We start from the raw sequence: 12656 nt of genomic DNA on the forward strand, positions 1-12656 counted from the left end.
TCTCAGCGATCCACGATCAATACCCCGTTGGCTCGCTTAAGCCTGGCCAATGCCTCTACCTCGCTAATCTGAAGAGTCAGCTCATCGAGCACCAGCTCGCCACGCCGCTCGCCACCCTCATCGACAAGCAGCACGCGTCGCAACCGGGGCGTAAGCTCGTCGAACGACGCACTCTTGCGGGCCGCAGCCACCTGCTCGCTCAAGTCCGCTTGCCAGCGCCCGCTGCCTTTTTTGACCACCAGCGACGCCCCCTCGGCCAGCATCGTCACCTGCACATCGGGCGAGGTCTGCAAGTACGACTCCCCACCCTCCTGGTGGACGACATGGTTGAATCGATACACCGTCGCCGGACTCGCCACCTCAAAAGGAAGCCCGTTGGCGCTCATATTCACCACACGCCAGCCTTGCTCCTCCCCACTCGACTCCCAACGCGCCCTCCAGAGGCGCCTCTCCCAGCTCTCACGCTCCTCATCGCTGAGATCTGCCGGCACAAAGGGCGTTAAGGCATCATGACCAAAATGCTCGTCGACGTAATACGCGAGCTTCGCCACCTCATATCCCCCCAGGCTCAAGACGCCGTAGAGACGGTCGACATCGATCGCCCCCTGAGCGTCCAAAACGCCCAGCGCCGAGGCCTCCCGCTGAAGACGCGCCACCTGACTGCGCTCGGCGACCGCCGGCGCGCTGACTGGCCCCAACGTCCCCACAAACGCCCCGGCCGCCATCACCGCGGGCACCATCCACAGCCCCATCGGACGCCGCCGCACGTAACTCACCGCCCCGACCGCGCAAATCGCCAGCAGCACCCCAAGCGCCAGCAGACGCACATAACGAAACTCTGTCCATCCGTACTGCCCGATGCGCTCAAACACAGCCCAGATCGCAAGCGGCACCGTCGGCCCCACCATCACCGGCAGCGCATCCACCACACGCACCAGTATCTCATAGCCCCCCCGACGCCGCATCGCCTCGACCTGCTCCAGCGATAACCACATCAACATCCCCGCCCCCAGTATCAATGGCGAGAGCACGTTGGAGGGGGCCTCCCCCACCACCAGCACGCGGATCGCGTAGATATAGGTAATGAAAAGATAAACCGACACCAGCGGCAACGTCAGATAGAAGCCCAACCGCTGGACCCAGGGCAGCGCCTCGGCGCCCACCTCCTGCTCAAACGCAAAGATCACATCGGTACGCGCCGCCAGCATCCAGACAAAGCCCGGGGCAAAAATCCAGGCCGCCAGGTGTGCGTAAAGTTCACCTTCGACACCCAGGTCAAAGAGCATGCTCACCGAGCGCACCGCCAGCGCCAACCCTACCCACAGCGCGCCCAGATACATGGCGCTCATCCCCCCAGACAGCACCAGACGCTGCGTGGCCCGCCAGGCCTGAAGACGCTCGCCCACCCCATGCTGTCGAGCCATCAGCGGCACCACCATCAGGAGCGCCCCCAACCCCACCGAGGCCAGGCCCACGCGCCAGAGATCGGCGATCACAAGCTCCGAGCGCAAGGCCGACGCCCACCCGCTCCAGATGCCGAGCCCCACCACGCTGAGCGCCACACGCCACCCCACCTTCAATGCCTTGAGCGTATGCAGGTAACTCGCCAGAAACACCCACATCAGCGCCGGCACTGCTGTGAGCGACCAGGCGACCACGAGCTCATCCTCCCAGAGCTGCTCCACCCCGCCGCTGAGCAGCGTGGCGACCCCCAGCCCCATCGCGACTTCCAGCGGATGCCGACGCGCCGCCTGCAGAGCCATCGCACCAAAATTTTGAAGAAAGCGCCCTATCATCGCCTGCATCACAACCTCCACCTTATCGCCAGCCCTCAACGCGCCAGCTGCAACCCGCGTGTTGGTAGACAGCACCCACGTGCGCATCTTTCAAACGATGTTCACCCACCCTTCGCCCCCAACGGACGCCACCATGAGCGAAAAACGCTACCTCGAAACCTACCTCCAGGACCACTACGCCGCGGCCACCGCCGGGCTAAGCCTGGCCCGGCGCATCGCCTCCCAGAACACCGCCAACCCCGTCGGCCAGAAGGTCAGCGAGCTGGCCGAGGAGATCGAAGACGAGGCCACGGTGCTGCGCAACATCCTGCGAGCCCTCGACATCTCCCCCTCCCTGGTCAAAGGCGCCAGCGCCCGCGTCGCCGAAAAACTCGGCCGCCTCAAACTCAATAACGAGGTCGTGCGCTACTCCCCCTTAAGCCGCGTTTTGGAGTTGGAGGGGCTTCAGAGCGGCGTGCGCGCCAAACAATGCCTCTGGCGCGCCCTGCTCCTGGCCTGCGATCACCACCCCGAACTTGAGCCCTTTCCCCTCACCGAGCTCCGCGACCGCGCCGATCACCAGCTCGAGCTCCTTCAGGCCCTTCACCACGACGCGGTCATCGTCCTGATCCGCCACGACCGCACCCATCCTCATGATGAGGATCGTCCCTCCCCCTCTGCCTGACCTCAAGGTTTCACTCGAACCCACGGTCGAGATCGAGCCCGAGATCGAGCCCGAGATCGAGCCCGAGATCGAGCCCGAGATCGAGCCCGAGATCGAGCCCGAGATCGAGATCCAGCCCGAGATCGAGATCGAGCCCGAGATCGAGTTCGAGCCCGAGATCGAGATCGAGATCGAGATCGAGCCCGAGATCGAGCCCAAACCCGAACACGCCCCTCAAACCTCAATAGATCGGCACCCCACCCTCATCGTACTCCGGCGCCGGCTCCGGCTCAGGTTGCGACTCAGGCTGGGGCGCCCGCGCCGGCTGCGCCGGCTCCTCCGCCGCACTCTGCACCTGCGGCGCCTCACTCGGCGCCATCTCTCCCACCGCCTCCGGCTCCCCACCAAAGCGGTAGTTCAGACCCACACTCCACTGAAAGGGGATAATCACCACATCTCCCCCAATCATGGAGGCTCCCTGGCCGGTCACGGCCCAGGGCATCGCGATCAATTCCATCTGCAAACTCAACGCCGGCGAGACGAGTTTTCCCTCCAGCCCCACAAATCCGCCGACGAGTGTCCCCTCGTACCCAAAGCGCGTCTCTCTGCTGTTCTCCGGATACTCCCAGGCGCTGAGTACATTGGCCTGCACCCCGACGTAGAGCGGCATCTTCCCCCGGACCGCCGTGGAGATCCGCGGCGTCACCACAAGCCCCGCTGCGTAGTCTTCGTAGTCGCCAACATGATCGACCACGATGATGCCCTCGGTCTGCAGCCCCAGCGTCAGCCAGCGCGTCGGATAATAACGCGCCGACACGCCCAGGTTCGTCGTCGAAAACGCAAACCCGCTCTGCAACCCCAGGTCGGCCTTGTTCCCCACCCCGACCTTTCCATAGGCCGAGATTCGCGGAACCAACTCATCCCCCGGCAAGTCGATGCCGCCGCCGACCACCACCTCACGATGTTCCAGCTGGCGCGCGGTCTCCCGGCTCGTCAACGAGCAGCCCGCCCCCACTGTCGGGGCCAGCCCCATGACCAGGATCAGCACCCAACGTTTCCAACCCGGTGTCGCCCCTGTCCCTTCACAACCCCGTGTCATCGGCCCCTCACAGCTTCCTGTCGAATTGTAATGCGTGCGCTCTCCGTACACACCATCCGACCCCAAACCCCGGGCCGTGCACAAGCTCGCGCTTGTCCACAAGGCCCGGCCCGCGTTTAAGCCCTCACTCCTGCACAGAACCCAGGTCGAGTACGAGGACCAGTATGAGATCGCGTCCGAGATCGAGTTCGAGATCGAGCCCGAGCCCGAGCCCGAGATCGAGCCCGTGATCGAGTCCTACTCAAACCTCAATAGATCGGCACCCCACCCTCATCGTACTCCGGCGCCGGCTCTGGCTCGGGTTGCGACTCAGGCCGGGGCGCCCGCTCCGGCTGCACAGGCTCCTCCGCCTCGCGCCGCGGCGCCTCACTCGGCTCCATTCGCCGCACCGCCTCCGGCTCGCCGCCGAAGCGGTAGTTCAACCCCACGCTCCACTGAAAGAGCGCCGGCAGTCCGCCCTCCGAGAAGATCACGTTGACCCCGGCGTCATCGACGGTCACCGGCATCAAAATCAGCTCGGTCTGCAGGCTTAAGCCCGGCGAGATATCGGTCTCGATGCCGGCGAACCCGCCGATGGTGGCGCCCTGAAACGTGTAGACCGTGTTGACGCCGCTCTCATCGTACTCCCAGCCCGTGAGCACGTTGGACTGAAAGCCCCCGTAGAGAAAGTCATCGCCGTTCACGGCCGTGGAGATCCGCGGCGTAAACACCAGCAGCGCCGCGTTGTTGTCGGCCGCGCCAAAGAAGCCATCAAAATCGTCGACCACGAAGACCGCGTCGGTCTGCAGGCTCATCGTCAGCCAGTTGGTCGGGTACACCCGCGCGGTCGCCCCCAGGTTCGCCGTCGCGAAGGCGAAGGCTCCCTGGAGGCCCAGGTCGGCTTTGTCGCCCACCCCCACCTTGCCGTAGGCCGAGGCCCGCGGGATGTACAAAAACCCCGGCCAGTCCAGCGCTCCGCCCACCACCGCCTCGCCACTCTCGAGCTGGCGTGCGGTCTCCATCGTCGTGAACGAGCAACCCGCCCCCAGGCTCAGCGCCAGCGCCAGCGCGCCCGCCTTCACACCCACCTTCCTCAACACCATCCCAACTCCTTCTATCGCGTTTTATCGCTGACCGATCACGACGACTCGCCACTCGGTCACGCTTATTCAGCGCACTGCGCCGTCATCAACTCCTTCGTCACACTCGGTTCCCGACCTACTAACACAGGTACGCCCCCGGACCGCAATACTTCGAATTCGATCTCGATCTCGGGCTCGGGCTCGGGCTCGATCTCGATCTCGGGCTCGATCTCGGGCTCGATCTCGGGCTCGATCTCGGGCTCGGGCTCGATCTCGGGCTCGATCTTGGGCTCGATCTCGGGCTCGATCTCGATCTCGATCTCGATCTCGGGCTCGATCTCGATCTCGATCTCGATCTCGATCTCGGGCTCGATCTCGGGCTCGATCTCGATCTCGAACTCGTGAACCGCCCAACGCACTCACGAATCGACCCACTCCGCAAACCCCGGCGCCCCACAACCACACAACCACACAACCACCTGACCACAACCCGCGAACCCCCGGCCGCACACACCAACCTCCCCACCCCGCAAACCCCCGACGCCCCACAACCACACAACCCCTTAACCACCTAACCTCAACCCGCACACCCCCCAATTCGACCGCATCCAGGGCGCTCAACTCACCCCAACCCGAAAAATGCTCGCAACTTCCCTAACGCCACCCCCCGGTGGCTGATCGCCCCCTTCTCCTCCAGCGTCAGCTCCGCCATCGTGCGACCCAGCGAGGGCACATAGAAATGCGGGTCGTAGCCAAAGCCCCCCTCACCGCGCGCCTCCGCCACGATCTGGCCTTCGACCTGGCCGCGAAACCACACGACCGCCCACTCACCGACCCGCACAAGCTCCCCCTCGTTGCGGGGCGCGCCCATCGGGACCTCATCGAGCGTCAAACCGCAGCGCGCCAGCAGCGTGCGGCCCACCACGTCGGCGCCGAGCACCAGACAGAGCACCGTCTCAAATCGCGCCGCCGGCCCGGCCTCCCCCGCCCACTGCGTGGCGTCCAGCTGGCCGATGGCCTCGACGAGCTTTTGATTGTTGGAGGCGTCGGTCGCCCCCTCCCCGCTGTAGCGCGCGCTGTACACCCCGGGCGCCCCGCCCAGCGCGTCGACCACAAGCCCGCTGTCGTCGGCCAGCGAGGCTCGCCCCGTATCACGCGCCGTCCATAACGCCTTTTTGATGGCGTTGCCCTCGAAGGTCTCGGCGTCTTCCTCCACCGCTTCGAGCTCCCGTGGAAAGCTTTTGCGATCAAAGACCTCCCAGCGCGCATCCAGCAGATCGCCAAGGCTCGCCGCAAGCTCGCGGCGTTTGCCGGCGTTGCCCGTCGCGATCACAAACGCCCCCTCGGGCACCGTCGAGGTTGAAAGCTCTTCCATCTGGACCTACACCTTGTCTCGTACGATCATCTCGACGCCGCGCCACGCACCCGCACGCGCCAGCCTGGCTGCCATGCACCCGGTGACGCCGCGCGTTTTGCGCCATCACCCTTTCGTGGGCCGCGCTCTATCAGGCTTTGAGCCCGGCCACAACGCCCTTTGACCGAGCTGCCTTCCGGCTCCCTTTGCTCCCCCCGAGGTTCCCCCATGATCAGCGTTGGATTTGTCGGCTCCACCGGCGTCGGAGACGTCGCTCGCCATCTGCTCGCGATGGGCGCCTGCAACATCAAGGTCTGGCACCCCGGAGAGCTCTGTGAAGAAGACGAGCTCCCCGGTGAGCGCGTTGAGCTCGAAGATCTGGCCGAGGTCACCCTGATCATCTTCGCCGCCCCGATGGCCCGCTGCCGCGAGGTCGCCCGAAAGGTCGGCGACGTCATCAGCGGCCGCCACGTCATCGTGCACACCCTGCGCGCGCTGGAGCCGGGCACGCTCAAGAGCGTCTCCACCATCCTCCAGGAAGAGACCCCCACCCAGCGCATCGGCTACCTGGGCGGCCCGATGCTGCGCACCGACATCGAGGCCGGCCACCCGGCGTCTGCCGTCTGCGCCTCCCTCTTCCCCGAGGTCCACGATCTGGTGGAAGACGCCATGATGTCCGGCAGCTTTCGCGTCTACCGCTCCCAGGATCTCATCGGCGCCGAGATCTGCGGGGCCTACGCCCGCGCCATCGCCCTGCTCAGCGGCCTGGCCGACGCCCTCAACCTGGGCTCCAGCCTCCAGGCCACCCTCTTCGCCCGTGGTCTTGCCGAGATGTCCCGCTTCGTCGTCTTCCGCCAGGGCTTTGAGCGCACCACCTTCGGCCTGGCCGGCGCAGGCTCCCTCTACGCCGACACCCACCTTCAGGGCTCGGTCGACTTCCAGATCGGCTGCCACCTGGGAGAGAACCCCGGCACCTCCGCCGACGCGCTCGTCGAGCGCTTTGGCCCCCGCGCCCGCGAGTCCCTGCAGCTCGTCGACACCCTGGCCTCCAGTGCCGATCGCGCCGAGCTTGAGCTCCATCTCCTCCAGGGCGCCCACGCCCTGATCCACAACGAGCTCAAACCCGACCAGGTCGTCCAACGCCTCATGACCCTCCCCGCCCTCTACGAGTAATTTTAAAATTTTAATCAGGGCGACCGGTGCAGCTCTCGCTGACCCGCCAGATCCACAAGCTCTCCCCTGAACAAAAAAACGCGCAGCGTGTCGCTGCGCGTTTTTCGTTGTTTCGATCAGGGCAACCGGTCGCTGCCCCTCAAGGATTTCGGGGGGGAGGCGTCTTAGAGCGTCGCGCTCTCCTCGCCGCTGAAATAATCGCGAGCGTGGCGGATCACATCCACATAGCTCACGATCCCCACCAGCGCCCCGGTGATCGGGTCGACCACCGGCACCGCCCCGATGCGCTGGTCGATCATCAGCTCGATCACCTCGTTGACGTCCGTCTCCGGATGCACCGAGATCACGTCCCCCTGCATCACCGAGCTGATCGGCTGATCAAAACGCGTATCACTCAGCCGCATCACCTCCAGATCGGAGCCGTCCGGCACCATCAATCCCTGCAGGTCCCGATCGCTGATCATCCCCACCAGCTCGTTATTCTCCACGATCGGCAGATGCCGCACATCGAGCTCAATGAGCTTACGAATCACCTCCCTCAACGGGTCGGTCACCTCGGCACGCTCCGGATTTCCGGTCATCAACTCACTGGCTTCGATCATGGTCAGCTCCTTTTCCGCCACGGGAGTACATCATCAGGTCGATGGGTTGGATCGGGCGCGACTTTCGCCGCGCTCAGCTCACCTCAAAGCTAAGGCGCTCGCCAGCCGGTCAAGCCCCCCCCAGGCCTGGGGTTCGCGATGTGGGTCGGTTCGTGTGGGCGTTGGCGGGTTCGCTTTGAGGTTGGGTGGTTGCGGGACGTGGGAGGTCCGCGGGGGTTGGGAGGTTTGTGGTTAGGTGGTTGTGGGGCGCCGCGGTTTGCGACGTGGGTCGATTCGTGTGGACGTTGGCGGGTTCGCTTTGAGGTTGGGTGGTTGGGTGGTTGGGTGGTTGTGGGGCATCGGGGTTTGCGACGTGGGTCGATTCGTAATGGACGGTCTCGGGTTCGCGAGTCCCGGGACGTGGACGAGATCGAGCCCGAGATCCAGATCGAGATCCAGATCGAGATCGAGATCCAGATCGAGCCCGAGATCCAGATCGAGATCCAGATCGAGATCGAGATCCAGATCGAGCCCGAGATCCAGATCGAGCCCGAGATCCAGATCGAGATCCAGATCGAGATCGAGATCCAGATCGAGCCCGAGATCGAGTACGAGTACGAGTACCAGCTCGAGTACGAGGACCAGCACGAGTACCAGCCACCAGCTACCAGCCACTCCCCCCCCTGGCCCAACCGCCTCCCACCGCGTATCATCCGCTCGCCATCAATCTCCCCCAAAACCCCGGTCATACCTCATGGGCTACGTCCCCCACCCCACCGAAATCGAATACAAATCCGCCGCCCGCGCCCTGCGCATCGCCTTCAGCGACGATCACGAGGCGGTCTACCCCACCCGCTACCTGCGTGGCTTCTGCCCCTGCGCCCGCTGCCAGGGTCACACCAGCGGCCCCCACAAATTCATCGAGCACCAGCCCCCCCAGGCCGAGGTCGTCGACGTGCGCCAGGTCGGAAACTACGCGATCAACATCGTGTTTGCCGACGGGCACGACACCGGCATCTACTCGTTCCAGCGCCTGCGCGAGCTCTGCCCCTGTCCGGCGTGCATGCCGCAGGGGTTGAGCGATGAGTATCGTTGAGGGGTAGCTCAGACGCCCCCCAACCCGAGCGCATCCAGGGCGGGGCTGGCAAGGAGCAAGGAGGAGCGAGTAGCAGCGCTACCGCGACGACGACGCGACACAGCCAGCGTCGGCCTGGGGCGCTCGGCACTGCCCGGCGTTGCCATGCCGAAGGAGGTTGAGCGATGAGTATCGTTGAGGGGTAGCTCAGACGCCCCCCAACCCGAGCGCATCCAGGGCGGGGCTGGCAAGGAGATAGGGATGAAGCTGTAGCAGCGCTACTGCGAATCCCTTTCGACGCCGTCAGCGTCGCCAATCCCCCCAACCCGAGCGCATCCAGGGCGACGCCTGGCAAGGAGCAAGGAGCAAGGAGCAAGGAGCAAGGAGCAAGGAGCAAGGAGCAAGGAGCAAGGAGGAGCGAGTAGCAGCGCTACCGCGACGACGACGCGACACAGCCAGCGTCGGCCTGGGGCGCTCGGCACTGCCCGGCGTTGCCATGCCGAAAGGAGGTTGAGCGATGAGTATCGTTGAGGGGTAGCTCAGACGCCCCCCAACCCGAGCGCATCCAGGGCGGGGCTGGCAAGGAGATAGGGATGAAGCTGTAGCAGCGCTACTGCGAATCCCTTTCGACGCCGTCAGCGTCGCCAATCCCCCCAACCCGAGCGCATCCAGGGCGACGCCTGGCAAGGAGCAAGGAGGAGCGTGTAGCAACGCTACCGCGACGACGACGCGACACAGCCAGCGTCGGCCTGGGGCGCTCGGCACGCACGAATCGACCCACAACGCAAACCCCGACGCCCCACAACCACCCAACCACAAACCTGCCAACCCCCGCGAACCCCGACGCCCCACAACCACCTAACCACAACCCGCACGCCCCCCAACACCCGCACGGACCTCCCCACACCACAAACCTCCCATCCCCCCGAACCTTCGGAGTACGGGGGAGGCACAAGACCTCCCCCTACAGCTTGGGAGATCTTCCCATAGGCCCTGGCAGTACGGCGGAGCTCAATGCTTTGGGATACCCTGCTGCCATGGGATCTCGAAAGGAACCTGAGAGGAGTGAGCTATGAGCATGAGCGCGTTGAAACGAAAGGGGCTGCTGATAACGGGACTTTTGATGCTCTCGGGGGCCTGCCAGAGCGGCGGTGACGTGACGTCAGACCCGCAACCCATCGAGACATCCGTGGATGGACAGAGCCCCGCTGGAGAGCCTGGCGTTGCGGCCGCACCTGGCCAGGAAGCGAGCCTGAATGACCAGGGCGACGCGCCCTTTCGCTGGGAAAAAGGGACCTACTGGGTGCGACGAGTGAACGCCGACCCTCAGATGAGCTCGGGGAGGGTGGATTCAACGACGAGGGTGACGGTCACCACGACCACGGGTGGATCACAGTGCAGCCGCCTCGAATTTGACCCGGATGTGTAGATTTTGCAGATGGAGGAACCGGGGCCCCGGCACCATACCCGGAGCCGGGAGTTTAGGTTGCGGGTGAGCCAGGGGGAGCAGGGCTGGAGGGTGGTCGAGGTGAGTCGCAACAGCGGACCGGTAACAATATCACGGCGCTGCGATCTTGAGTTGGCCGCGCAGCCCCGGGACGATCATCCCAACATCTTGAGCTCAAGCGCGGGGTTGATCTTTGGCGCAGGAAGGCGGCTATCAAGAAGAGCAGGTCGTCTACGATCAGTTTCGCCCCCACGTTCTCTTCGCCCGGGAGTCGGCGCGCTATAGCTGGTTCCATGCCGACGAAGGTTCCGAGACTGCGGGGGGAGGGGGAGGGGGCGATAGGTCGGCGCGTGTGAGTCTCTACCCGGCCGAAGACGCGGTGTTTCTCAACGACCGTTTTTTGTTCTTCGAACGCGAGATTTGCGAAGGCCCCCCTCAAGGCTGAGCCTCAAACCAACCCAAGATCTCCTCCATGGTGCCGTCGTCGACCTTCCCCGCCAACGCCTCGGCGACGTCATGGCGTAGACGAGGGGTGGGTTCGCGCTGATCGAGAAAATCCCGGACTTCCTGGCGCGCGCCATCCGCGTCGCCGGTGGCCATCAGGGCGCGCAAATGCGTGATGAACAGCTCGATGTCGGAGGGCCGAATCTCGCGCAAATAGCTCGCCGCAGCCGCCACCGTCGCGGCATCCGCCTCCCCCACACTCGCGGCCAGAAGCCTGGCTGCCTCGGCGTCGACGTTCTCGGCGTCGTGGGCGCCCAGAAAACGCGTCACGCCATCGGAGATGACGCGCCGGCGGCCGAAAAGCGCGATGAAGGTCGAGGGTTGGGCGGCGTAAAGCGCGGCCTTCATGCCCAACTCCAGGTTTTTACCCGTGGGGAGCGCGCTGATGCCCTGCTGAGCAACGACCATCGCGGCGTCGTACTCGCCAGCGTCGATGAGTCGCTCCACGAGTAGACTCCGCACATCGCGCCGGTTCTCAAAGCACATGACAAAAGCCTCCAGCGCCTCGGGCGCAACATCGCACTGGGCACCTGACGCCCTCAACATGGCGCGATCGTGCGCGTCGGCAAACCCCCGGGAGCTGTCCTCGGCGATGCGTGCGTAGGCGGCCGGCTCTTCGCGCATCAGCTCCAGCCTCCCCAGGCGCTCCGCGATCACCGCCGGGCTGGGATGCTCGGGCAGCTCCACCCCCTCCAGAACGTCGCCGGCCTCAAGCCCCACAGCCGCGCGCCAGATCCCCGCGGCAAGCTCCGCGTCGCCGTAGTAGCGAGCGCTCTGGCCCACGGAGAGGTAGCGGCGGTCGGCCTCGGCGAGCTGCGCCTGAGGGGACTCGGCGCGGAGCTCCGAGACGCCCTCAAGATACGTCTTCCAGCTCTCCAGCGCCTCGCGGCGATGGCCGCGGCGCAGATGCAGCTCCCCCATCTCGAACCTCCATTCATGGGCGCGCTGCGCCCGCTCAAGGTCGGCCGCGGCGAGCTCGTCGGGGTCGCCAAAGCGCGCGATGGCGTTTCCCATATAGACCACCGCCTCCTTGAGATCGCCTTTTGCCGCGTGAACCTGCGCCACGACGTACATCTGCCTGGCGAGCGTCTGGGGGTCGAGGTCGGCGACAAAGTTGGGGTCGATCTGGAAGAGACGTTCAATGGCCCACAGACGCTCGGGCTCGTCCCAGGGGGAGAGTTGGGATTGGGTGAGGGCTTGCAGGGATTCGATGAATCTCGCTTGAGGGAGCGCATCGGGGTCGAGCTCCAGGGCGCGATCGTAGGCGCGGGCTCGGAGCTGGGGGTCTTGCTCAAGTTTGCCCAGAATATCGCCGTAGAGTGTGAGTGCCGTGGCACCCTCCGCTTCGCCATGGGCGGCGCGGCGCGCGTAGGGGAGAGCCTCGGCGTAGCGCTTCTGGGCCACGAGCACCTCGGCATAGAGCAGGTGGCCGCGGGGATCGTCACTCCGGCGCTCAACGGCGTTTTGGGCGATGGCTTCGGCGCGCTCGTAGTTTTCTTCGTCAAGCGCCGAGCGGCCCCGTTGCAGCGGATGGGCGCAGGCGCTGAGGAGCAGGGCGATGACGAGCGAGACGAGGAGGGTGCGGGACATGGAAGCGGTCCGGGGGCTGCGTGCGGTCGAGTTGGGTGGGGCCAGATGACGGAGTGGGGAGTGTTATATTCACGGGGTCGTGCTCGTACTGGTACTCGTACTCGTACTGGTGCTCGTGCTCGTGCTCGTGCTCGTACTCGTACTGGTGCTCGTACTCGTACTCGTACTCGTGCCCGTGCTCGTGCTCGTGCTCGTGCTCGTACTCGTGCTCGTGAGCTTCCCCCGATTTCCCGTACACGTTCTTCAGGCAGCTTTTGCCACCTGAGCTTCAAACGCCACCGGGCTCATATACCCAATCGCCGAGTGGCTTCGCGCTCGGTTATAAAACACCTC

The 12656-nt window shown here is 65.0% G+C and carries 13 protein-coding genes; 4 read left to right on the forward strand and 9 right to left on the reverse strand.

Annotation, left to right across the window (positions count from 1 at the left end; translation table 11 throughout):
- Nucleotides 1–2: 2 nt before the first annotated feature.
- On the reverse strand, nucleotides 3–1805 hold the full coding sequence (locus FRC96_RS03320; RefSeq protein ID WP_230469823.1) for a DUF4153 domain-containing protein: 1803 nt from the start codon (nucleotides 1803–1805) through the stop codon (nucleotides 3–5).
- Nucleotides 1806–1929: 124 nt separating this feature from the next.
- Between FRC96_RS03320 and FRC96_RS03325 the strand changes: the two genes are divergently transcribed.
- Nucleotides 1930–2460 (forward strand): hypothetical protein, encoded by a 531-nt coding sequence (locus tag FRC96_RS03325; RefSeq protein WP_146972677.1) that lies wholly within the window; start codon nucleotides 1930–1932, stop codon nucleotides 2458–2460.
- Nucleotides 2461–2470: 10 nt separating this feature from the next.
- Here FRC96_RS03325 and FRC96_RS03330 read toward each other — a convergent pair whose 3' ends face one another.
- The 5 genes from FRC96_RS03330 to FRC96_RS03350 all read right to left on the reverse strand — a co-directional run bounded on the left by FRC96_RS03330 (nucleotide 2471) and on the right by FRC96_RS03350 (nucleotide 5974).
- Nucleotides 2471–2668, reverse strand: coding sequence for a hypothetical protein (locus FRC96_RS03330; RefSeq protein ID WP_146972679.1), 198 nt, complete (start codon nucleotides 2666–2668; stop codon nucleotides 2471–2473).
- A gap of 12 nt (nucleotides 2669–2680) precedes the next feature.
- Nucleotides 2681–3487 (reverse strand): hypothetical protein, encoded by an 807-nt coding sequence (locus FRC96_RS21730; RefSeq protein WP_230469824.1) that lies wholly within the window; start codon nucleotides 3485–3487, stop codon nucleotides 2681–2683.
- A 299-nt stretch (nucleotides 3488–3786) separates the two neighbouring features.
- Nucleotides 3787–4620 (reverse strand): hypothetical protein, encoded by an 834-nt coding sequence (locus FRC96_RS03340; RefSeq protein WP_146972681.1) that lies wholly within the window; start codon nucleotides 4618–4620, stop codon nucleotides 3787–3789.
- Between the two features lie 62 nt (nucleotides 4621–4682).
- Complete coding sequence (locus FRC96_RS03345; RefSeq protein ID WP_230469825.1) at nucleotides 4683–5018, reverse strand: hypothetical protein; 336 nt, start codon at nucleotides 5016–5018, stop codon at nucleotides 4683–4685.
- Nucleotides 5019–5221: 203 nt separating this feature from the next.
- The gene (locus tag FRC96_RS03350) at nucleotides 5222–5974 is read right to left on the reverse strand and encodes a non-canonical purine NTP pyrophosphatase (protein WP_146972683.1); all 753 of its coding nucleotides are present in this window, start codon (nucleotides 5972–5974) and stop codon (nucleotides 5222–5224) included.
- Nucleotides 5975–6181: 207 nt separating this feature from the next.
- Here FRC96_RS03350 and FRC96_RS03355 point away from each other — a divergent pair, with 207 nt between their 5' ends.
- Complete coding sequence (locus FRC96_RS03355) at nucleotides 6182–7126, forward strand: hypothetical protein (protein ID WP_146972684.1); 945 nt, start codon at nucleotides 6182–6184, stop codon at nucleotides 7124–7126.
- A gap of 164 nt (nucleotides 7127–7290) precedes the next feature.
- Here the strand turns inward: FRC96_RS03355 and FRC96_RS03360 are convergent, their stop codons facing one another.
- A complete protein-coding gene (locus FRC96_RS03360; protein ID WP_146972686.1) occupies nucleotides 7291–7728 on the reverse strand; it encodes a CBS domain-containing protein in 438 nt (145 codons plus the stop codon).
- A gap of 231 nt (nucleotides 7729–7959) precedes the next feature.
- The gene (locus FRC96_RS03365; protein ID WP_146972688.1) at nucleotides 7960–8382 is read right to left on the reverse strand and encodes a hypothetical protein; all 423 of its coding nucleotides are present in this window, start codon (nucleotides 8380–8382) and stop codon (nucleotides 7960–7962) included.
- A gap of 79 nt (nucleotides 8383–8461) precedes the next feature.
- Between FRC96_RS03365 and FRC96_RS03370 the strand changes: the two genes are divergently transcribed.
- Both FRC96_RS03370 and FRC96_RS03375 read left to right on the forward strand, forming a co-directional pair.
- Nucleotides 8462–8803 (forward strand): gamma-butyrobetaine hydroxylase-like domain-containing protein, encoded by a 342-nt coding sequence (locus tag FRC96_RS03370; protein ID WP_146972689.1) that lies wholly within the window; start codon nucleotides 8462–8464, stop codon nucleotides 8801–8803.
- A 1619-nt stretch (nucleotides 8804–10422) separates the two neighbouring features.
- Entirely contained in the window at nucleotides 10423–10674 is a 252-nt protein-coding gene (locus tag FRC96_RS03375; protein WP_146972691.1) for a hypothetical protein, read from the forward strand.
- Here FRC96_RS03375 and FRC96_RS03380 read toward each other — a convergent pair.
- Nucleotides 10665–12323, reverse strand: coding sequence for a tetratricopeptide repeat protein (locus tag FRC96_RS03380; protein ID WP_146972693.1), 1659 nt, complete (start codon nucleotides 12321–12323; stop codon nucleotides 10665–10667). The genes FRC96_RS03375 and FRC96_RS03380 overlap by 10 nt on opposite strands.
- Nucleotides 12324–12656 lie beyond the last annotated feature (333 nt).

The sequence above is a fragment of the Lujinxingia vulgaris genome (assembly GCF_007997005.1).
GTDB lineage: Bacteria > Myxococcota_A > Bradymonadia > Bradymonadales > Bradymonadaceae > Lujinxingia.